The sequence below is a fragment of the Streptomyces sp. NK08204 genome (genome assembly GCF_020400585.1).
Taxonomy (GTDB): domain Bacteria; phylum Actinomycetota; class Actinomycetes; order Streptomycetales; family Streptomycetaceae; genus Streptomyces.
The window spans coordinates 327,955-346,598 of record NZ_JAINVF010000006.1; the positions used below are offsets into that span (position 1 = coordinate 327,955).

Sequence of the window (18,644 nt, forward strand, 5' to 3'; positions counted from 1 at the left end):
CATTTCTCAAGGCGGTTGGGGACTCCGGCTGCCTTTGAACGAAGGAACCCTGATCAGTGCGTAGACCGCACATACGTACCCTGGCGGTCGCCGTCGCGGTGACGACCGCTGCCACCGGCCTGGCCGGCACGGCCTTCGCGGGTCCCTCCACGGGGGTGGAGAAGGTGGCCGCGTCCTCGGCCACGAACGCCTCGCTGCTGGTGGAGGCCGCCCGTACCGCGGCCGTCGACCACGCGTCTGCGACCGGCCTCGTCAAGGGTGACGAACTCGTCGCCCAGGACGTCATGATCGACCCCGAGGGTGCCCGGCACGTCCGGTTCGTCCGCACCCACGACGGGATGCCGGTCCTCGGCGGCGACCTCGTGGTCCACCTCGACCGGAACCTGGCCTACACGGGTGTCACCCGTGCGGCCGACCACTCCGTCAAGCCGGCCAGCACCAAGGCCAAGCTGAGCGCGAGCCAGGCCGAGGCCAAGGCCGCCCAGGTCGCCAAGGGCGACGCGGGTGACGCCCGCCTCGTCGTGGACGCCCGCGGTGCTGCCTCCGCCCTCGCCTACCAGGTGACGGTCACCGACAACGGCGCCGCCAGCACCGTCGTCATCGACGCCCTCACCGGCAAGGTGCGCAGCAACACCCCCGTCGCGGACGAGTTCCTGTCGCCGAGGGTGCTCGACACCCTGCGCAAGCGCGGCGAGACGATCGACCCGGCCACCGGCCTCGGCGGCTCCGGCCTGCTCGGCGCCACCACCCCGGCCCCCTCCGGCGTCACCTACCCGACGACCGCGCACGGCACCGGCAAGACCCTGTTCGTGGGCAGCGTCGGCCTGACCACCACGGCGACGTCGGCCGGCCACTACCTGCTCAAGGACCCGAGCCGGTACGGCACCGAGACCCGCGACGCCAAGGGCAGCACCACGGAGAGCTTCAGCCGCGGCACGAAGTTCACCAACACCACCAACATCTGGGGCAACGGCACGACCTCCAGCCGCGCCAGCGCCGCCGCCGATGCCCAGTACGGCGTGACCAAGACCCTGGACTTCTACAAGGGGACCTTCGGTCGCAAGGGCATCCGCAACGACAGCAAGGCCGCCCACGCGATGGTCCACTGGGGCAACAAGGTCGCGAACGCCTTCTGGGACCCGACCTGCAACTGCATGCTGTACGGCGACGGCGACGGCTCGATGTTCAAGAAGCCGCTCGTCGTGCTCGACGTCACCGGCCACGAGCTGACCCACGGTGTGGTCGAGGCGACCGCCAATCTGCAGCCGACGTACGTCGACAACGACGGCAACCAGTACGGCGAGCCCGGCGCGCTGAACGAGTCCCTCGCGGACATCTTCGGCTCCAACGTCGAGTTCTACGCGAACAACGCGAAGGACACGCCGGACTTCCTGATCGGCGAGAAGCTCGGCCTGGAGCAGAAGTTCCTGCGCCGTCTGGACCACCCGTCGCTCGACAAGCTCGAGGGCACGATCGACTACTGGTCCTCGGACACGTACTACACCGAGGTGCACGCCGGGTCCGGTGTCTCCTCGCACGCGTACTACCTCCTCGCCGAGGGCAGCGGCTCGAAGACGATCAACGGCGTGAACTACTACTCGCCGACGTACAACCACTCCACGGTCACCGGCATCGGCCGGGGCAAGGCGACCAAGATCTTCTACCGTGCGCTGACCCGCTACATGGTCTCCACCACCGACTTCCACCAGGCGCGCATCGCGACGCTGAAGGCGGCCAAGGACCTGTACGGCTCGACCAGCACCGAGTACAAGACGGTGAACAAGGCGTGGGCCGCGGTGAACGTCACCGCCGCCAACACGCCGGCCGACCGCCACTGACGGACGGCCGCACACACCCGCACCACCGGATGCCCCGCCCCCGCGCGGGGCATCCGCATGTCCGGTCGCTTCCCGGGGTGCGCAGTCGCCGTGCCGGCGGGACCATGATCTGCGTGGGGTACGCAGCTGCGTCCCGGACGGCCCGCCGTCGCGGACCCGGCGCGCCCGTCGCACCGCGGGACCGACCGGTGACCGGCCGATGACCGGCCGGTCGGCGCGCCTGCGCCGTCTTGCCGGAGTGGTGCTGACGTTCGTCGCCTGCCAGGCCGCCCCCGCGCAGGCGGCCGGCCGGATGCCCGAGGCCGTCACCCGGGCCGGCGGGGTGGTCACCTGGGCGGCGAGCGCCGACCGCATGGGCTTCGGGAGGGCCGGCCAGGGCTACCGGCTCGTCGTGCACACCAGCGTCGGTGGCACCGACCTGCGTGTGCACCTCTCCAACGTCTTCGGTGACCACCCGCTGACCCTGGACAGCGTCTACGCGGGCCTGCGCGGCCGGGGAGCCGCGCTGCGGCCGGGCAGCAACCGGCCCCTCAGCTTCGCCGGCAGGCGCACGATCACGATCCCGGCGGGCGCCGCCGTCTGGAGCGACCCGCTGTCCGGCCGGATCCCCGCCGACACCGACCTGGCCGTCAGCCTCCACACCCTCCGCGCGGAAGGCCCCGCCACCGGCCACCTGCTGGCCCTGCAGACGTCGTACACCGGCCGGGGCGACCACACGGCGGAGGACAGCGCCGCCGACTGGACGGGGACCACCGACTCCTGGTGGTACCTCGACGCCGTCACCGTACGACCGCCGCGAGCCGCCACCGGCGCCGTCGCCGCGCTCGGCGACTCGATCACCGACGGCCTGGAGTCCACCATCGACCTGGACCACCGCTGGCCCGACTACCTCGCGAGGCGCCTGAGCACCTCCGGCGCGGCCCTCCAAGGCGTCGCCGACGAGGGGATCTCGGGCAACAAGGTGCTCTCCGACAGCGAGGGCCCCAGCGCGCTGCACCGGCTGGACCGGGACGTGCTCGCCCAGCCCGGGGTGCACACCGTCCTCCTCTTCGAGGGGGTGAACGACATCAAGGCCCGTACCGGCGTCACCGCGCGGGATCTCATCGCCGGATACCGGCAGATCGCCCGCCGGGCGCACGCGGCCGGAAAGTGCGTGGTCGCCGGCACCCTGAGCCCGTTCAAGGGCTGGCAGGAATGGGATCCGGCCGCCGAGGCCGTACGCCGTGAGGTGAACCGGTTCCTCCGCACCAGCGGGGAGTTCGACGCCGTGGCCGACTTCGACCGCGTGCTGCGCATTCCGCACGACGGCGAGCGGCTGCTGCCCGCCCTCGACAGCGGCGACCATCTGCACCCGAACGACAGGGGCATGCGGGCCATCGCCGACGCCGTCGACCTCGGCCGCCTCGACTGCGCCCGCTGAAGAATGAACCGGCCCTCGCCCGGCTCGCCGGTGTGCGGTCGCGGGCGCGGTCGCGTGCCGGGCGGGGGAGTCGTCGCAGCAGCCGATGTGCCCGCACCGCGCGCAGCGGCGGAGACGGGAACCACCGGCCGCCGGTCACCTCGCACGCCACACAGCCGGTGCCGCTCGGCGGGACACCCGGTCGATGGCGTCGGCGTCGGTCATACGGCCTCCTCCGTGGATGTACCGACGGTCAGGGGTGCCTCGGCGGCCGGTGGCCCCGCAGTACCTGGAAGCGGGTGCCGCCGGGCACCGGGGGCGCGCACCGAGATGTCCGGCACGGGCCCGTCGAGATCCACGGACCACGAGACGGTCGGGACGGCCTTGTCGCGGCGGCTTTCACGCATCCCGTTGCTCAGCCTGCGGGCCCCTGTCCGCCGAAGATCGTGCGCCGGCCGGCCGACGAGGTCGTCGTGAACGTGCGCGAGGGTGGCCCACAGGCCGATAGTGGGCACGGAACCACCAGTCGACACACCGAGGAGACCCGCGCATGGCACGTCCGATCACGGCAGGAGTGGACGGTACGGAGGAGAGCCTGGCCGCGCTCCACTGGGCGGCCCGGGAGGCCGTACGGCGCGGGCTGCCCCTGTGTGTGGTGCACGCGTGGCGCTACGACGAGACGGTCGCCGCGGCGGACCGGGACACCCAGCAGGGGTGGGCCTCGGACGGTGTCACGCAGGCCGTGCACACCGTCCGCGAGCGGCATCCGGAGCTCTTGGTGAGCGTCGACGTGGTGGAGAGCGGCGCGGCGGAGGCACTGGACCGGGCGGCGGCGGACGCCGAGATGCTGGTGCTCGGGTCGCGCGGGCACGGGCCGGTGATGGGTTTCCTGCTGGGCTCGGTCGGTCAGCAGGTGATCGCCACGGCGACCCGGCCGGTGGTCCTGGTGCGGGCAGGGGACCGGCCGGCGGCGGAGGTGGCCGGGCGGGATGTCGTCGTGGGAGAGCAGGGCGACCCGCAGGACAGCGCCGCCGCACTGGAGTTCGCGTTCGAGACCGCCGCGGCACGCGGCGCCACCGTCCGGGCCGTCCGCGCCTGGACCCTGCCGCCGGTGTTCGCCTACAGCCCCGGCTCGATGCAGCTCCTGGACGAGGCCGGGGGCCTCGAACCCTTCGAGAAGAAGGCGCTGTCCGAGGCGCTCCGGCCGTGGCGGGAGCGGTTCCCCGACGTGCCCGTGGCCGAGCACGTCGAGATGGGCAGCGCGGGCCAGGTGCTGCTGGCGCAGGCCGACGGCGCCCAGCTGGTGGTCGTCGGACGGCGGGCGCACCGTACGGCGGTGGGGGCACGGATCGGCTCGGTCGCGCACGGGGTGCTGCACCACGCCGAGTGCCCGGTGGCCGTCGTCCCGCACGACTGAGTCGGTCGGTTGCGGTGGGCTCCAGGGGCGTACGCGCCTCACGGGCAGGACGTTCTCGATGCAGTCCGCCACCGCGGCGTCGAACCCGGTGCGTGCCGGCCGCGCTCGGACAGGGCCGCTCCAGGCCCGCGTAGCGGGTGCCGATGTCGTGGCCGAAGTCCCCCGATCGGCCGTGTGTCGCAGAGCGCCGCTGGTCCGCGTGCGCCACCAGGATGGCGGATGGCCCACACCGTTCCCGTGGGCGAACGGCGAGCAGTGGGAGACAGAGGTCTTGTGAACATCGGCAATGAACCGAAGGCTTTGGCGGCGGAGGAGCCGTACGCCGACGAGGTGCCGCTGAAGGGGAGGCGGCCCGGCAGTGTCGTGGTGAAATGGCTGACGACCACCGACCACAAGACCATCGGCACGCTGTACCTGACGACGTCGTTCGCGTTCTTCGTCATCGGTGGCGTGATGGCGCTGCTCCTGCGCGCCGAGCTGGCCCGGCCGGGCCTGCAGATCATGTCCAACGAGCAGTACAACCAGGCGTTCACGATGCACGGCACCGTGATGCTGCTGATGTTCGCGACGCCGCTGTTCGCGGGCTTCGCGAACTGGATCATGCCGCTGCAGATCGGCGCCCCGGACGTGGCGTTCCCCCGGCTGAACATGCTCGCCTACTGGCTGTATCTCTTCGGTTCGCTCATCGCGGTAGGAGGCTTCCTCACCCCGCAGGGCGCGGCCGACTTCGGCTGGTTCGCCTACACCCCGTTGTCGGATGCGAAGTTCTCCATCGGGCTGGGCCCTGACATGTGGATCATGGGTCTGGCCTTCTCCGGCTTCGGGACCATCCTCGGCTCCGTCAACTTCCTCACCACGATCATCTGCCTGCGCGCCCCGGGCATGACCATGTTCCGCATGCCGATCTTCACCTGGAACGTGCTGCTGACCGGTGTCCTCGTCCTGCTGGCCTTCCCGCCCCTGGCCGCCGCGCTGCTCGCCCTGGAGGCGGACCGCAAGTTCGGCGCCCACATCTACGACCCGGCCAACGGCGGCCCCATCCTGTGGCAGCACCTCTTCTGGTTCTTCGGCCACCCAGAGGTCTACATCATCGCGCTGCCGTTCTTCGGTATCGCCACCGAGATCATCCCGGTCTTCTCCCGCAAGCCCGTGTTCGGCTACGTGAACCTGATCGCCGCGACCATCGCGATCGCCGGTCTGTCCGTGACCGTGTGGGCGCACCACATGTTCGCCACCGGTGCCGTCCTGCTGCCGTTCTTCTCCTTCATGACCTTCCTGATCGCCGTGCCGACCGGTGTGAAGTTCTTCAACTGGATCGGCACCATGTGGAACGGCTCGGTGTCCTTCGAGACCCCGATGCTCTGGACGACGGGCTTTCTCGTCACCTTCCTGTTCGGCGGTCTGACGGGCATCATCCTGGCTTCACCGCCGATGGACTTCCACGTCACGGACTCGTACTTCGTCGTGGCCCACTTCCACTACGTGGTCTTCGGTACGGTCGTCTTCGCCATGTTCGCCGGCTTCCACTTCTGGTGGCCGAAGTTCACCGGCAAGATGCTGGACGAGCGCCTCGGCAAGATCACCTTCTGGACGCTGTTCTTCGGCTTCCACGGCACCTTCCTGGTCCAGCACTGGCTGGGCGCCGAGGGCATGCCGCGTCGTTACGCCGACTACCTGGCGGCCGACGGCTTCACCGCCCTGAACACCGTCTCGACCATCAGTTCCTTCCTGCTCGGCCTGTCGATGCTGCCTTTCCTGTACAACGTGTGGAAGACGGCCAGGTACGGCAAGCCGGTCGGCGTGGACGACCCGTGGGGCTTCGGCCGTTCGCTGGAGTGGGCGACCTCCTGTCCGCCGCCGCGGCACAACTTCGTCACCCTGCCGCGGGTCCGCAGCGAATCCCCGGCGTTCGACCTGCACTACCCCAATCTCGCGATCACGGAGCACGAGGCCCAGGCAGCGTCAGCCATGACCGAGCGGGGGGGCGCATGAGCGGTCTCAAGCATGACCTCGGAGTGGACGGCACGCTGGCCGACGAGGTGGAGGAATACCTTCTGTGGCAGGCCAGGATCGCGGAGGCGGAGCAGCGCGCGCGGGACTTCACCGATTCCATGGAATGGCTGACGACAGCGCAGAGGGCAGAGATCGAGCGGCGCTACGTCTCGGACGATCTGCAACGGGCCGAGGGGGACCTGAAGCGCCTCGCGGCTCGGTGCCTCTCGCTGCAGGCCGAGTACCAACACCGCTACCACATGCTGCGCAGGCGCTGCGTGGGCATCGCGCTCGCCGTGACCGCCGGCTGCACCTACCTGACCGTGCTGCTGTGGCTCCTGTGACCCCGGCAGCGTGATCGGCGCGTGTCCGGGTCCGCCCAGCCGCCGGTACGGCGGCTGGGCGCGGCAGTGACACCCGCACCCGCCCGCGGCACCCCAGGCCGGACTACGACGCCCGCTCCCGGGCCAGTTCCGCCGCCGCGCGCACGGAGCCGCGGTGCACCGGGCCGTGTCCGGGCAGCAGGGTGTCGCCGTCGAGCGCCCCGATCGTCTCCAGCGAGGCCAGCGCCTGGCCGCGCTCGTGGTGGAAGAAGTCCAGGAGCAGCTGCGGTCCCTTGACCCGTGAGGTCGCGTGGCCGCTGACCAGGGCGTCGCCGGAGATGACGATGCCGGCGTCGGGCAGGTGGTAGACGCAGTGGCCGTCGGTGTGGCCGGGGGTGTGCACGGGCACGGGGCGGCCGGGCAGGTCGAGCGGACCCTGGCCGGGGAACGGCTCCGGGGCGGTGACCGGGTTGTGCCGGAGACCGCCCACGCGCAGCACGTGCACCGTCCACGGCACGACACCGGGCCGCCAGATGTTGCGGACCACGTCCCCGATGTTCGCCTGCTGGAGGAAGTCCCGGCGGGCGTGCGGGACTTCCGCGGGATGCAGGTGGACCGGGGTGCCGTGGGTGCTGCGCAGGTACTCGGCCGAGCCGATGTGGTCGTTGTGCGCGTGGGTGATCAGTACGGCGGCGACGGCCTCCGGTGAACTGCCCACCTGCGCCAGGGAGTCGAGCAGCCCCTGCCGGTCCCCGGGATAGCCGGTGTCCACCAGGGTGACGGCGTCGCCGTCCTTGAGGATGACCCAGTTGGTGTGGTGGCCGTGCACCAGAAAGGTGTCGTCGGCGACCTGGCGTACGTCTGCCTGCATGATCTCCCCGAGGCCCGGAGCGGCTGATGTCCGGGGCACAGCCAACCAGATGTGCCACCCTCCTGTGCAAGTGGGCGGGGCGTGTCAGCGCACGCCGTGCGGGCGGAACTGGACGCTGATGCGCGGTCCGGCGGCGCGGGCGGTCTTGGGGACGCAGTGCTCCCAGGTGCGCTGGCAGGAGCCGCCCATCACGATGAGGTCACCGTGCCCGAGCGGCCGCCGCACGGTGGCGCCGCCCCCGCCCGTGGGGCGCAGCAGCAGATCCCGGGGTGCGCCCACGGAGAGGATCGCGACCATCGTGTCCTCGTGTGCGCCGCGCCCGATCCGGTCCCCGTGCCAGGCGACGCTGTCCCGGCCGTCGCGGTAGAAGCACAGCCCGGCGGTGGCGAACGGCTCGCCCAGTTCCCCGGCGTAGTGCCGCGACAGGGCGGTGCGCGCCTCGTCGAGCACGGGGTGGGGGAGGGGGTCGTGGGCGGCGTAGTGGGCGAGCAGCCGGGGCACGGCGACCACGTTGTCGTACATGGTGCGGCGCTCCGCCCGCCACGGCACGTCCGCCGCGAGCCGTTCGAACAGGGCGTCGGCGCCGCTCAGCCAGCCCGGCAGCTCGTCGATCCAGGCCCCTGCCCCCAGCTCGGTCCGGTGCAGCCCGTCGAGTGAACCGAGCCGCAGTTCGTCGGTCTGGTCGAACAGGGAGCCCTGCAGGTGCATGGACATGGGTCCAGCGTACCCCCCTCAATCGAAAATGTGTTCCCATGTCTGCCTGTTTGTCTCCTGGTCATCGTCGGGATCCCGCCTGCGGGGGCTTTCGATACATCGATGTATCGGATACGTTCTTGCATCGAACCGAGGGGACAAGGAGGACGGGCGTCGATGGAGGAGTCCCCCAAGCGCGTCACCCGGCGCCGGATGCGTACCCGGGCCCGGCTGCTCGACGCCGCGTTCGCCGTGTTCGCGGCGAAGGGGTTCGGGCGGGTCTCCATCGAGGAGATCTGCGAGGCCGCCGACTACAGCAGGGGCGCCTTCTACTCGAACTTCGCCACCCTCGACGAGCTGTTCTTCGCCCTCTACCGGGCACGCGCCGACCTCATCGCCGCCCAGGTCGCGGACGCCCTCGCCCAGGACGGCCCCGACCTCGACGTTCCGGCCGCTGTCGACCGGGTCACCGAGGTGCTGCTGCTGGACGTCGACTGGCTGCTGGTGAAGACCGACTTCCTGGTGCACGCCGCCCGGGACCCGGCCGTCGCCGAGGCCCTCCTCGACCATCGCGCCCGGCTCCGGCAGGCCGTCGCCGACCGGCTCCTGCGGGCCCGCGCCCACACCGAACTGCCGGCCGTGCTCGGCGACGTGGACGGCGCCGCCCGCGCGGTGGTCGCCGCGTACGACGGAGTCACCACCCAGCTGCTGCTGGACAAGGACGTCGACGCGGCCCGCAGCTGGCTCAAGCAACTGCTCACCGCCCTGCTGACGGACGGCAGCGGCACCCCCGTACGAGACGTATGAGACCTGCGAGTCGCCAGAGGGAAGGAAAGGACGCCATGGACGCGGACGTCATCGTCGTCGGATCGGGCCTCGCCGGCCTGGTCGCGGTGCACGAACTCACCAGCCGGGGACGCCGGGTGGCCCTGGTCGACCAGGAGAACGCCGCCAACCTCGGCGGGCAGGCGTTCTGGTCCCTCGGCGGGCTCTTCCTCGTCGACTCGCCCGAACAGCGCCGCCTCGGCATCAAGGACTCCTTCGACCTCGCCTGGAACGACTGGCGGGGCAGCGCCCGGTTCGACCGGCTGGAGGACGAGGACTCCTGGGCGGCGCGCTGGGCCCGCGCCTACGTCGAGTTCGCGGCCGGCGAGAAGCGGTCCTGGCTCGCCGGGCACGGTATCGAACTGCTGCCCACCGTCGGCTGGGCCGAACGCGGCGACCTGCGCGCCGACGGCCACGGCAACTCCGTGCCCCGCTTCCACATCAGCTGGGGCACCGGCACCGGCGTGGTCGAACCCTTCGTCCGGTACGCCCGGCAGGCGGCGCAGGACGGACTGCTCGTCTTCCACCACCGCCACCGGGTCGACGAGCTGGTCGTCGAGGACGGCAGGGTGCGCGGGGTGCGCGGCACCGTCCTGGCCGCCGACGACTCCCCGCGCGGCGTCGCCTCCAACCGCGACCGCGTCGGCGACTTCGAACTCACCGCCCAGGCCGTGATCGTCACCACCGGCGGTATCGGCGGCAACCACGACATCGTCCGCCGCTCCTGGCCCGAACGCCTCGGCACACCTCCGGCGCGGATGGTCACGGGCGTTCCCGCCTACGTCGACGGCCGCATGCTCGACATCAGCGCGGCGGCTGGCGTACGGCTCGTCAACCGCGACCGCATGTGGCACTACACCGAGGGCCTGCAGAACTGGGATCCGATCTGGCCCGGCCACGGCATCCGCATCCTGCCCGGCCCGTCGTCCATCTGGCTCGACGCCCTCGGCCGCCGCCTGCCCGACCCCTGCCTGCCCGGCTACGACACCCTGAGCACCCTCGAGTACCTGCGCACCACCGAGGACATCGCCGGGTACGACCACTCCTGGTTCATCCTCACCCGGAAGATCATCGAGAAGGAGTTCGCGCTCTCCGGCTCCGAGCAGAACCCGGACATCACCGCCAAGGACCGCAAGGCCGTCCTGCGTGACCGGCTGCTCGGCAAGGGGGCCCCCGCCCCCGTGCGGGCCTTCCTCGACAAGGGCGCCGACTTCGTCACCGCCGGCAACCTCGAGCAGCTGGTGCCGAAGATGAACGCGCTGACCGGCAAGCCGCTGCTGGACGCGGCCGAGGTCCGCCGGCAGATCGAGGCCCGCGACCGGCAGATGTCCAACCCCTACAGCAAGGACTCCCAGGTCCAGGGCATCCGCAACGCCCGCCGCTACATCGGCGACCGGCTCGGCCGGGTGGCCGTGCCGCACCGGATACTCGACCCCGCTGCCGGCCCGCTGATCGGCGTCCGGCTGCATGTGCTGACCCGCAAGACCCTCGGCGGTATCCAGACCGACCTCGACTCCCGTGCGCTCGGCGCCGACGGCAGCCCGATCGGCGGACTGTACGCGGCCGGAGAGGTGGCCGGCTTCGGCGGCGGTGGCGTCCACGGCTACAACGCCCTGGAGGGCACCTTCCTCGGCGGTTGCCTGTTCTCGGGTCGCGCGGCCGGCCGGGCGGCGGCGAAGCAGACGGGCTGAAGCAGCAGCTGACGTCAGTCCTTGCCCTTCAGCAGCTCCGCCAGCACCGAGGCGTGGCTCTGCTCCGGCGTCTTGGACGCCGTCAGCAGCGTCACCGGCCCTTTGCGGGCCGACTTCCGGAGACCGTCGAGCAGGCCGGCGGCTTCGGGCGCGTCCAGCTCGGCCTCGTAACGGTGCCGGAACTCCTCGTAGGAGCCCCCGCCGTGGAACCACTTACGCAGCTCGTTCGACGGCGTGAGCCCCTTGGGCCACTCGTCGACGTGCGCCGCGTCCTTGGCGAGCCCGCGCGGCCACAGCCGGTCCACCAGCACCCGCAGGCCGTCGTCGGGCTCGGGCTCTTCGTAGATCCGGCGCACGCGCACGCTCACGGTCGGCCCCTTCTCGGCTCATGGACGGTCCAGTGAGCGTACTGCGGCCCTCCCGCCCACCGGCCGCGACGCGGCGTGAGGTGGGCTGAAGGCGGGCGGCCCACCCAGGTGTCGCCGACCCCGAACCAGACGCCGTCGAGGAGCTTGACCGGCGGCGACACAGATGCCGCCCATCTCGCCGCCGGTGTGCCAGCCCATGGCGTCGTAGCGTCCGTTCGCCGTGCCCACCTCGTACGCGCGGGTGCCGGCCGCGACGCATCGCCGGTCGGCCAGCCGGTCGGTGACCGACAGCGCCGAGCCTCCGGGGCCTCGGGGATGCGCCGTCGGCGCACCGTGCGGTTCCCAGGACGAACGGCACCGCGGCGACGAGCGCGGTACCGAGGGTGATCAGGCGACGCATGCACAACCTCCTGTCGGGACGACGTGATCTGCGGTGGTGCCGGCCGACCCGACGGTGGTCACGCGGGGGTGCCCGGGGGCGCGGGCCGTGTCGCTGTGCCGGCCTCGGACACGGGCATCGCGCGCTGCGCCGGTGTGCCTGGGGAGCATGTGAACGCCCTTTGAAATCCCGGAGCGTTTGAACGTTCATATCGCTTGCTCGTATCGCTTCTACCCAGCGCCTCCTGGGGTGTCAAGCCACCTGGGACGGTCCGTTCCGGTCAGTTCTCGACGCGCAGCGCCGCGGGCGCGCCGAGGAGACGGCCGCGACCCTGCTCGTCCACGCCGACGCGGATCTCGGCGGTGCCCAGCCGCAGACCGGTGACCTGCAGACCCCGGGCCGGGCCGACCGGCAGCGGACGCAGCACCACCCGTCCCGCGGGGACATCGGGCCGCAGCCCGGTCAGGCTGGTCAGCAGGCTCACCGCGGTCGCGGCGGCCCACGCCTGGGGACGGCAGGACGAGGGGTACGGCGTCGGCCGCGCCCCTGCCACGCGCTGGTGGCCGCCGTGCAGTTCCGGCATGCGGTAGTCGAACGCCGCCGCCGCGTCGAGCAGGCCGTCCAGCAGGACGGCGGCGGCCTGCGGATGCCCGGCCCCGGCCAGCCCCGCGACGGCGATCGCCGTGTCGTGGGCCCATACCGAACCGGTGTGGTATCCCAGCGGGTTGAACCCCCGGCAGTCGGCGCTCATGGTGCGCAGGCCCCAGCCGCTGTCCATGTCCTCGCCCGTCAGACGGTCCGCCACCAGGGCGCACTCGGCAGCGTCCAGGAGGCCGGTACCCAGCAGGTGCCCGGGGTTGGAGGACACCGCGTCCACCGGCCGCTTGTCCGCGTCCAGCGCGATGGCCACGTACGGCCCCCGCTCGTCCTCCACCCAGAACGCGTTGCGGAACCGCCGGGCCAGCTCCGCCGCCCAGGCCCGCCAGCGGTCGCCGCCCGCGTACCCGAAGGCGTCGAGCAGGTCCGCGCCGGCGACCGCGGCCTGGTACGCGTAACCCTGGACCTCGGCGAGCGCGATCGGCGGCCGGGCGAGCTCGCCGAGGGCGGACTGGACGGCATCGGGGGAGTCCTTCCAGCCCTGGTTGGCCAGGCCGCCGCCGCTGCCCCGGACGTATTCCACGAATCCGTCGCCGTCGGCGTCGGCGTGCTCGCGCAGCCAGTGCAGGGCCCGTTCGGCGTGCGGCACGAGGGCTGCCACCTCCTCGTGCGGCATGCCCCACCGCCACGCCTCGGCGAGCAGCACCACGAACAGCAACGTGGCGTCGACCGAGCCGTAGTACAGCGGCGGCAGCACCAGGTCACCGGTGGGCGCGGTGCTCGCGGCGCGCAGCTCGTGCAGGATCTTGCCCGGCTGCTCCTCGCTGCGCGGGTCGTGGCCGGTGCCCTGGCGGCGGGCGAGGGCGCGCAGGGTGCCCGCGGCCAGCTCGGTGCCCAGCGGCAGCAGCATGCGGGCCGCCCACAGGGAGTCCCGGCCGAACAGCGTCAGGTACCAGGGCGCGCCCGCGGCCAGGAAGAGGTCGCCGGGATCCTGCGGGTCGGCCAGCAGCAGTCCCGCGAGGTCGTCCAGGCTGCGCTCGAGCAGGCGGGGCAGCCGTGGGTCGGCGCCGGTCACCCGAACCTGTGACCACGGCATCGCACTCCGGTCCGGGGCGGCCACCGCCGCACCACCGGGGGCGGGCACGGCGGTCAGCGTGAGCCGCTGCCGCCAGCACTGGCCCGGCTCCAGACTCACATCCCAGCTCAGCGTGCCGGCCGCCGCGTCCACCGCGTCCGCGGCCGTACCGCAGCCGACCGCCACGCCGCCGCCGGTTCCGGCCCAGCGCAGCCCGGCGCCCCCGGGCAGCGCGACGGCCGGCAGCCCCGCGGTGTCGCGGCCGGATCTCACCTGGGAGATGTCGGCCAGGTCGCAGGCGAGCGCCAGCGTCAGCCGCAGCCGCTGGCGCACCCGCCCGTGGTTGGTGACCGTGATCCGCTCGAAGTCACCGTCCGCGCTGCGCACCCGGTCCACCGAGATGCTCGGGTCCACCCCGTCGTCGGTGACGCAGCGGTGCACCGCGAGGAACCGGGCCCGGTCGGTGGCGAGCAACTGGGCGTCCACCGGTTCCGGCTCGGCCCCGTCCAGGGTGAGGACCAGGTGGCTGATCAGGCGGGTGTCCGCGCGGTAGTAACCCTCCGCTCCGCCGCGCAACTGGCCGTCCGGCAGGGACAGCACGGCCACCGGTGCCCGCAGGCAGAGGGTGGCGTCCTGGATGAACGAACGGGAGGTGCGCGTGGTCATGCACAGGCTCCTTAGAGGCTTCGGGACGTGACCACCCGTCGGCCGACCGGGCCCGGACCGGGACGCCTTGACAGTGATTCGGCAGGGATGGTTCCCTCTGCCTGTCCAGAATTAGATCGTTCAAAACCTAGCGCGGACAGCGTATCGCCGGCCCCTCGGGAGACCCCCGGTTCACCGGCGGCGATGCACCGGCGGGACGTTGCAGCACGCCCAGGCCCGCCACCGCGGCGATCCTGAATGCGGCCATGCGAGCCCCTCATCAGGGGCGTACTGCGGCAGCGCACCGCCGGCATCCGCCGGTTTCCGGAGGCACTCAATGGCGATGCCGCACGCGCCCTGGTGGCGCGACGCTGTGATGTACCAGATATACCTGCGCAGTTTCCGCGACGGGAACGGTGACGGTGTGGGGGATCTGCGGGGCGCCAGGGCGGGGCTGGGCTACCTGACCGCACTGGGCGTCGACGGGATCTGGCTGAGCCCGTGCTTCCCTTCCCCACAGCGCGACCACGGCTACGACGTGTCCGACTACTGCGCGATCGACCCGTTGTTCGGGGATCTGGCCGAGTTCGGCCGGCTGGTGTCCGAAGCCCACCAGCTGGGCCTGAAGGTCATCCTGGACATCGTGCCCAACCACTGCTCCACCCAGCACCCGCGATTCGTCAAGGCACTGGCCGACGGGCCGGGCAGCGCCGCCCGCTCCTGGTTCCACTTCGCCGACGGCCGGGGTCCGGGCGGTACCGAGCCGCCGAACAACTGGCGGGCCATGTTCGGTGGTCCGGCCTGGACCCGGGTGACCGAGCCGGACGGCCGGCCCGGCCAGTGGTACCTGCACATGTTCACCCCGCACCAGCCGGACTGGAACTGGCGCGGACCCGAGGTGCCCGCCTGGTTCGACGAGGTCCTGCGGTTCTGGCTCGACCGGGACGTGGACGGCTTCCGGGTCGACGTGGCGGCCGGCCTGTTCAAGCACCCGGACCTGCCGGACTCGCCCGACCCCGGCGCCGACGAACGGGCCCGCGACGCGATCAACCCGCTGGCCTGGAACCGGCCCGAGGTCCACCAGGTCTGGCGCCGCTGGCGGGCGCTGTGCGAGGAGTACACCGCCCGTGACGGCCGGGAACGCACCCTGGTCGGCGAGGTGTCCGCCCCCACCCCGGCCGACCAGGCCCGCTACGTACGCCCCGACGAGCTGCACCAGGCGTTCTACTTCGACCTGCTGCGGGCCGGCTGGGACGCCAAGGTCTTCCACGAGCGGATCGACGCCGCCCTGCGGAACATCGCCACCACCGGCGCCCCGGTCACCTGGGTGCTCAACAACCACGACCAGCAGCGCACGGTCACCCGCTACAGCGAACCGGCCGGCCCGGGCGGCACACCGGACGCGGAACGCGGCGCGGCCCGGGCCGCCGCCGCGGCGCTGCTGCTGCTCGCCCTGCCCGGAAGCACCTACCTGTACCAGGGCGAGGAGCTGGGCCTGCCCGAGGTCACCGACCTGCCGGCGGAGGTGCTCAGCGACCCCATCGTGGCGGGAACCGGCCGGCCGGAGGCGACACGTGACGGCTGCCGGGTGCCGCTGCCGTGGTCGGGCACCCAGGCGCCGTTCGGTTTCTCCGACGCGGCACCGGCCGGTGTGTGGCTGCCCCAGCCCGACTGGTTCGCCGCCCACTCCGTGGAGCGGCTGCGCGGCGACGGCACCTCCGTATGGCACGTGTACCGCGACGCCCTCCAGTTGCGCCGCAGCCTGGCACCACTGCGCGGCTCCGGGCTGAAGTGGCTTCGGGTAAGCGCCGAGACCCTGGTGTTCAGCCGTGGGGACGGCTTCGTGTGCGCGGTGAACTTCTCCGACGCGCCGGTGCCCGCACCCGTGCCCGGCCCGGCGCTGCTGTCCAGCCGGCCCTGCGACGAGGGCAAGCTCGCCCCCAATACGACCGCGTGGTGGACCGTCTGACGGGAGCAGCGCCCGCCGCGCCCGCCGCCGCGAGAGGATGACCCGCCCCGCCCCGCCCCGCCCCGCCCCGGCCCGGACCGCTCCGGGCCGGGAGCCGTTCGGCGGCGGTCCGGCCCGCGGTTCCCGCCTTGCGAGAACCGCTGGGTGGTGGCCGGCCCTTTTCCGCCGAGTCGCAGCCTCGTTGACACCGAGTGGAGAAATGCTTGAGGATGGTAATGAACGATCAAAATCGATGCCCTGAAACCCTCCGGTACGCGATCGTCCCGACGTGATCACGGGGGGTGACGGCCACACATCCCGATGTCGAGCGAGGCGGCATGACCACCGAGCGAGGCCGCAGCGGTCCCACCATCACCGAGGTGGCGCAGGCGGCCAAGGTCTCCCGGCAGACCGTGTCGAACGCGCTCAACTTCCCCGACCGGGTTCGCCCGGACACGCTCGCCCGGGTCCTCGAGGTCATCGAGGAACTCGGCTATGTGCCCAACCGGGTGGCCCGTTCGCTGCGCACCCACGCCACCCGCCAGATCGGGTACCGACTCGGCCCCGAGTGCGCCGACGGCGTCAGCTTCCTGCAGGACAGCTTCCTGCACGCGCTCACCAGAGCCGCCGAGGAGGAGGGCTACCTGCTGCTGGTCTTCGGCTCCGGGCGGTCCGCAGACGAACTCACCCGCTACGCCGACATGCTGCGCACCGGCAGCGTCGACGGTTTCGTGCTGTCCGGCATCGACCCCGGCGACCAGCGCCCGGCCTGGCTCGCCCAGCGCCACGCGCCCTTCGTGTGCTTCGGCCGCCCCCGCCCCGCCACTCCCGACTACCTGTGGGTGGACGTCGACAGCGCGGCAGGCGTCGAGGCGGCCGTGGACCATCTGGTCGCCGCGGGCCACCGCGACATCGGCTTCCTCGGCTGGTCCAGCGCCTCGGGCCCGGGCCACCAGCGGCTGTCCGGCTGGGGCCGCGCGATGCGCAAGCACGGCCTGGGCACCGAACACCGGCGCTACGCCCGCGACACCCTCACCGACAGCACCACCGCCGCCCTGGACCTGCTGCGGCAGTCCCCGTCGCTGACCGCGGTGGTCGCCGCGAGCGACACCTTCGCGCTGGGCTGCTACGCAGCCGCCCGGCTGGAGGGCCGGGAGATAGGCCGCGACCTGGCCGTCATCGGGTTCGACGACTCCCCGACCGCCTCGATGGTCACCCCCGCGCTCACCAGCATCCGCCAGCCACTGGACGAGATAGGGCGGACGATCATGCGGCTGCTCGTCGCCCGGCTGCGCGGTCAGACCCCGCGGCCGGCCGGGGTGCTGCTCCCGCCCTCGCTGGTGGTCCGCGAGAGCGCGTGACGGCGGACGCCGCACGGTCGGCGCCCTTGTCTCACGGCCCCGCCTCCCGCCCCCGCGGGGGCCCGGCCTCCGCAGCCGCGCCGCCCGCCACCGGCGCCGTACTGCCGCGCGGCACCAGATGCGTGGGCAACACGATGTGGCGCCCCTGGTCGGCGCCCGGGTCGTCGATGAGCGCGGCGGCCAGCTCGGCGGCCGACTGCCCGATCTCCACGGCAGGTTGCGCCACCGTCGACAGGCCGATCCACTCCGCGAGGTCCTGGTCGTCGAAGCCGAGCACCGACACGTGCTCCGGCACCCGGACCCGCCCGTCGCGCAGCACCCGGATCACCTCCAGGGCGATGTGGTCGGCCTCGGCGAACACCGCGGTGGGCGGGCAGCGCAGCCCGAACAGACTGCCCAGCGCCTTGCGGGTGCCTGCCCAGCCGCCCGGGGTTGCGACCAGCAGGTCGTCGTCCGCCGGGAGTTCCGCGTCGGCGAGCGCCTTGCGGTAGCCGGTCAGCCGTTCCTGGGACCGGTGCGCGAAGCCGCTGGTCCCGGTGCAGCGCACGAAGGCGATCCGCCGGTGACCGAGGTTGAGCAGGTGCTGGGTGCCGCGACAGGCCCCGGCCACCTCGTCGATGCAGACGCTGGTCCGCCCGGGTGCCCGCTGGCTGACGTACACCACCGGCATGCCCAGACCGTCCAGGCGCGCGTACTCGCCCTCGGTCAGGTCGAAGGAGACCACCAGCAGCGCGTCGGCGTTGCGGCGGGCCGGCAACCGGTCGAAGAAGGCGGCGCGTTCGGCCGGGTCGGAGATGCTGTAGATCACCAGGTCCAGTCCGGCGCGGCGCAGCACGCCGCCGATGCCGGTGAGCACCGAGCCCACGAGCCACGACCGCAGCGTCGGCGCCAGCACCGCCACCGCACCGGTCTTCCCGGTGACCAGGCTGGAGGCGTGCCGGGAGGCCACGAAGGACAGATCGCGGGCCGCCTTCTCCACCCGGCCCCGTGCCTCGGGTGACACCGTGGTCATTCCGCGCAGCGTGCGTGAGACCGTCGAGACGGAGACCCCGGCCCTCTCGGCCACGTCGGCCATGGTGGGGTGACGCCGAGTCGGTGGCATGGGCGGGAAAGTAGCACACCGTGCCGGCCGGTGAACCCCCTCTGCGAGACAGCGCTGTCCGCACCGCGGCAGCGGCTCCGGCTGACCGGATCGGCGCCGGCACCCGTGCCACTGCCTGGC

15 protein-coding genes are annotated in these 18,644 nt (G+C 72.3%); 9 read left to right on the forward strand and 6 right to left on the reverse strand.

Going from position 1 to position 18,644, the window contains the following annotated elements; translation table 11 throughout:
* Positions 1-56 precede the first annotated feature (56 nt).
* Positions 57-1,838, forward strand: coding sequence for a M4 family metallopeptidase (locus K7G59_RS13170; RefSeq protein WP_225833709.1), 1,782 nt, complete (start codon positions 57-59; stop codon positions 1,836-1,838).
* Between the two features lie 199 nt (positions 1,839-2,037).
* Entirely contained in the window at positions 2,038-3,258 is a 1,221-nt protein-coding gene (locus K7G59_RS13175) for an SGNH/GDSL hydrolase family protein (protein WP_225833711.1), read from the forward strand.
* A 200-nt stretch (positions 3,259-3,458) separates the two neighbouring features.
* Here K7G59_RS13175 and K7G59_RS13180 read toward each other — a convergent pair whose 3' ends face one another.
* A complete protein-coding gene (locus K7G59_RS13180; RefSeq protein ID WP_225833713.1) occupies positions 3,459-3,752 on the reverse strand; it encodes a hypothetical protein in 294 nt (97 codons plus the stop codon).
* A 35-nt stretch (positions 3,753-3,787) separates the two neighbouring features.
* On the opposite strand from K7G59_RS13180, the gene K7G59_RS13185 reads away from it, so the two are divergent.
* From K7G59_RS13185 to K7G59_RS13195, 3 genes are all read left to right on the forward strand, one after another.
* Positions 3,788-4,654, forward strand: a complete 867-nt coding sequence (locus K7G59_RS13185; RefSeq protein WP_225833715.1) for a universal stress protein — start codon at positions 3,788-3,790, stop codon at positions 4,652-4,654.
* Between the two features lie 273 nt (positions 4,655-4,927).
* Entirely contained in the window at positions 4,928-6,646 is a 1,719-nt protein-coding gene (ctaD, locus tag K7G59_RS13190; RefSeq protein ID WP_225833717.1) for a cytochrome c oxidase subunit I, read from the forward strand.
* Complete coding sequence (locus K7G59_RS13195; RefSeq protein ID WP_225833719.1) at positions 6,643-6,990, forward strand: cytochrome C oxidase subunit I; 348 nt, start codon at positions 6,643-6,645, stop codon at positions 6,988-6,990. The genes ctaD and K7G59_RS13195 overlap by 4 nt, the downstream gene beginning before the upstream one ends.
* A 103-nt stretch (positions 6,991-7,093) precedes the next feature.
* Here the strand turns inward: K7G59_RS13195 and K7G59_RS13200 are convergent, their stop codons facing one another.
* Positions 7,094-7,840, reverse strand: coding sequence for an MBL fold metallo-hydrolase (locus tag K7G59_RS13200; RefSeq protein ID WP_225833721.1), 747 nt, complete (start codon positions 7,838-7,840; stop codon positions 7,094-7,096).
* 84 nt (positions 7,841-7,924) lie between these two features.
* Positions 7,925-8,554 (reverse strand): alpha-ketoglutarate-dependent dioxygenase AlkB, encoded by a 630-nt coding sequence (locus K7G59_RS13205; RefSeq protein WP_225833723.1) that lies wholly within the window; start codon positions 8,552-8,554, stop codon positions 7,925-7,927.
* A 156-nt stretch (positions 8,555-8,710) separates the two neighbouring features.
* Between K7G59_RS13205 and K7G59_RS13210 the strand changes: the two genes are divergently transcribed.
* Both K7G59_RS13210 and K7G59_RS13215 read left to right on the forward strand, forming a co-directional pair.
* Complete coding sequence (locus K7G59_RS13210; protein WP_225833725.1) at positions 8,711-9,340, forward strand: TetR/AcrR family transcriptional regulator; 630 nt, start codon at positions 8,711-8,713, stop codon at positions 9,338-9,340.
* Positions 9,341-9,375: 35 nt separating this feature from the next.
* Positions 9,376-11,049, forward strand: coding sequence for an FAD-binding dehydrogenase (locus K7G59_RS13215; RefSeq protein ID WP_225833727.1), 1,674 nt, complete (start codon positions 9,376-9,378; stop codon positions 11,047-11,049).
* A 14-nt stretch (positions 11,050-11,063) separates the two neighbouring features.
* On the opposite strand, the gene K7G59_RS13220 is transcribed toward K7G59_RS13215, so the two are convergent.
* Complete coding sequence (locus tag K7G59_RS13220) at positions 11,064-11,417, reverse strand: DUF488 domain-containing protein (RefSeq protein WP_225833729.1); 354 nt, start codon at positions 11,415-11,417, stop codon at positions 11,064-11,066.
* A 659-nt stretch (positions 11,418-12,076) separates the two neighbouring features.
* Positions 12,077-14,134, reverse strand: a complete 2,058-nt coding sequence (locus tag K7G59_RS13225) for a glycogen debranching N-terminal domain-containing protein (RefSeq protein ID WP_225833731.1) — start codon at positions 14,132-14,134, stop codon at positions 12,077-12,079.
* A gap of 316 nt (positions 14,135-14,450) precedes the next feature.
* Between K7G59_RS13225 and K7G59_RS13230 the strand changes: the two genes are divergently transcribed.
* The gene (locus tag K7G59_RS13230) at positions 14,451-16,082 is read left to right on the forward strand and encodes a glycoside hydrolase family 13 protein (RefSeq protein ID WP_225833733.1); all 1,632 of its coding nucleotides are present in this window, start codon (positions 14,451-14,453) and stop codon (positions 16,080-16,082) included.
* Positions 16,083-16,399: 317 nt separating this feature from the next.
* Positions 16,400-17,422, forward strand: coding sequence for a LacI family DNA-binding transcriptional regulator (locus tag K7G59_RS13235; RefSeq protein ID WP_225833735.1), 1,023 nt, complete (start codon positions 16,400-16,402; stop codon positions 17,420-17,422).
* Positions 17,423-17,453: 31 nt separating this feature from the next.
* Here K7G59_RS13235 and K7G59_RS13240 read toward each other — a convergent pair whose 3' ends face one another.
* Positions 17,454-18,524 (reverse strand): LacI family DNA-binding transcriptional regulator, encoded by a 1,071-nt coding sequence (locus tag K7G59_RS13240; RefSeq protein ID WP_308295025.1) that lies wholly within the window; start codon positions 18,522-18,524, stop codon positions 17,454-17,456.
* Positions 18,525-18,644: the final 120 nt, after the last annotated feature.

Bases quoted from the DNA above. Each gene is read 5' to 3' on its own strand.
- K7G59_RS13240 (WP_308295025.1), bottom strand. From the start codon at position 18,524: ATGCCACCGACTCGGCGTCACCCCACCATGGCCGACGTGGCCGAGAGG.
- K7G59_RS13225 (WP_225833731.1), bottom strand. From the start codon at position 14,134: ATGACCACGCGCACCTCCCGTTCGTTCATCCAGGACGCCACCCTCTGC.
- K7G59_RS13210 (WP_225833725.1), top strand. From the start codon at position 8,711: ATGGAGGAGTCCCCCAAGCGCGTCACCCGGCGCCGGATGCGTACCCGG.
- K7G59_RS13175 (WP_225833711.1), top strand. From the start codon at position 2,038: ATGACCGGCCGGTCGGCGCGCCTGCGCCGTCTTGCCGGAGTGGTGCTG.
- K7G59_RS13200 (WP_225833721.1), bottom strand. From the start codon at position 7,840: ATGCAGGCAGACGTACGCCAGGTCGCCGACGACACCTTTCTGGTGCAC.
- K7G59_RS13195 (WP_225833719.1), top strand. From the start codon at position 6,643: ATGAGCGGTCTCAAGCATGACCTCGGAGTGGACGGCACGCTGGCCGAC.
- K7G59_RS13235 (WP_225833735.1), top strand. From the start codon at position 16,400: ATGACCACCGAGCGAGGCCGCAGCGGTCCCACCATCACCGAGGTGGCG.
- K7G59_RS13185 (WP_225833715.1), top strand. From the start codon at position 3,788: ATGGCACGTCCGATCACGGCAGGAGTGGACGGTACGGAGGAGAGCCTG.
- K7G59_RS13230 (WP_225833733.1), top strand. From the start codon at position 14,451: ATGGCGATGCCGCACGCGCCCTGGTGGCGCGACGCTGTGATGTACCAG.
- K7G59_RS13205 (WP_225833723.1), bottom strand. From the start codon at position 8,554: ATGTCCATGCACCTGCAGGGCTCCCTGTTCGACCAGACCGACGAACTG.
- K7G59_RS13215 (WP_225833727.1), top strand. From the start codon at position 9,376: ATGGACGCGGACGTCATCGTCGTCGGATCGGGCCTCGCCGGCCTGGTC.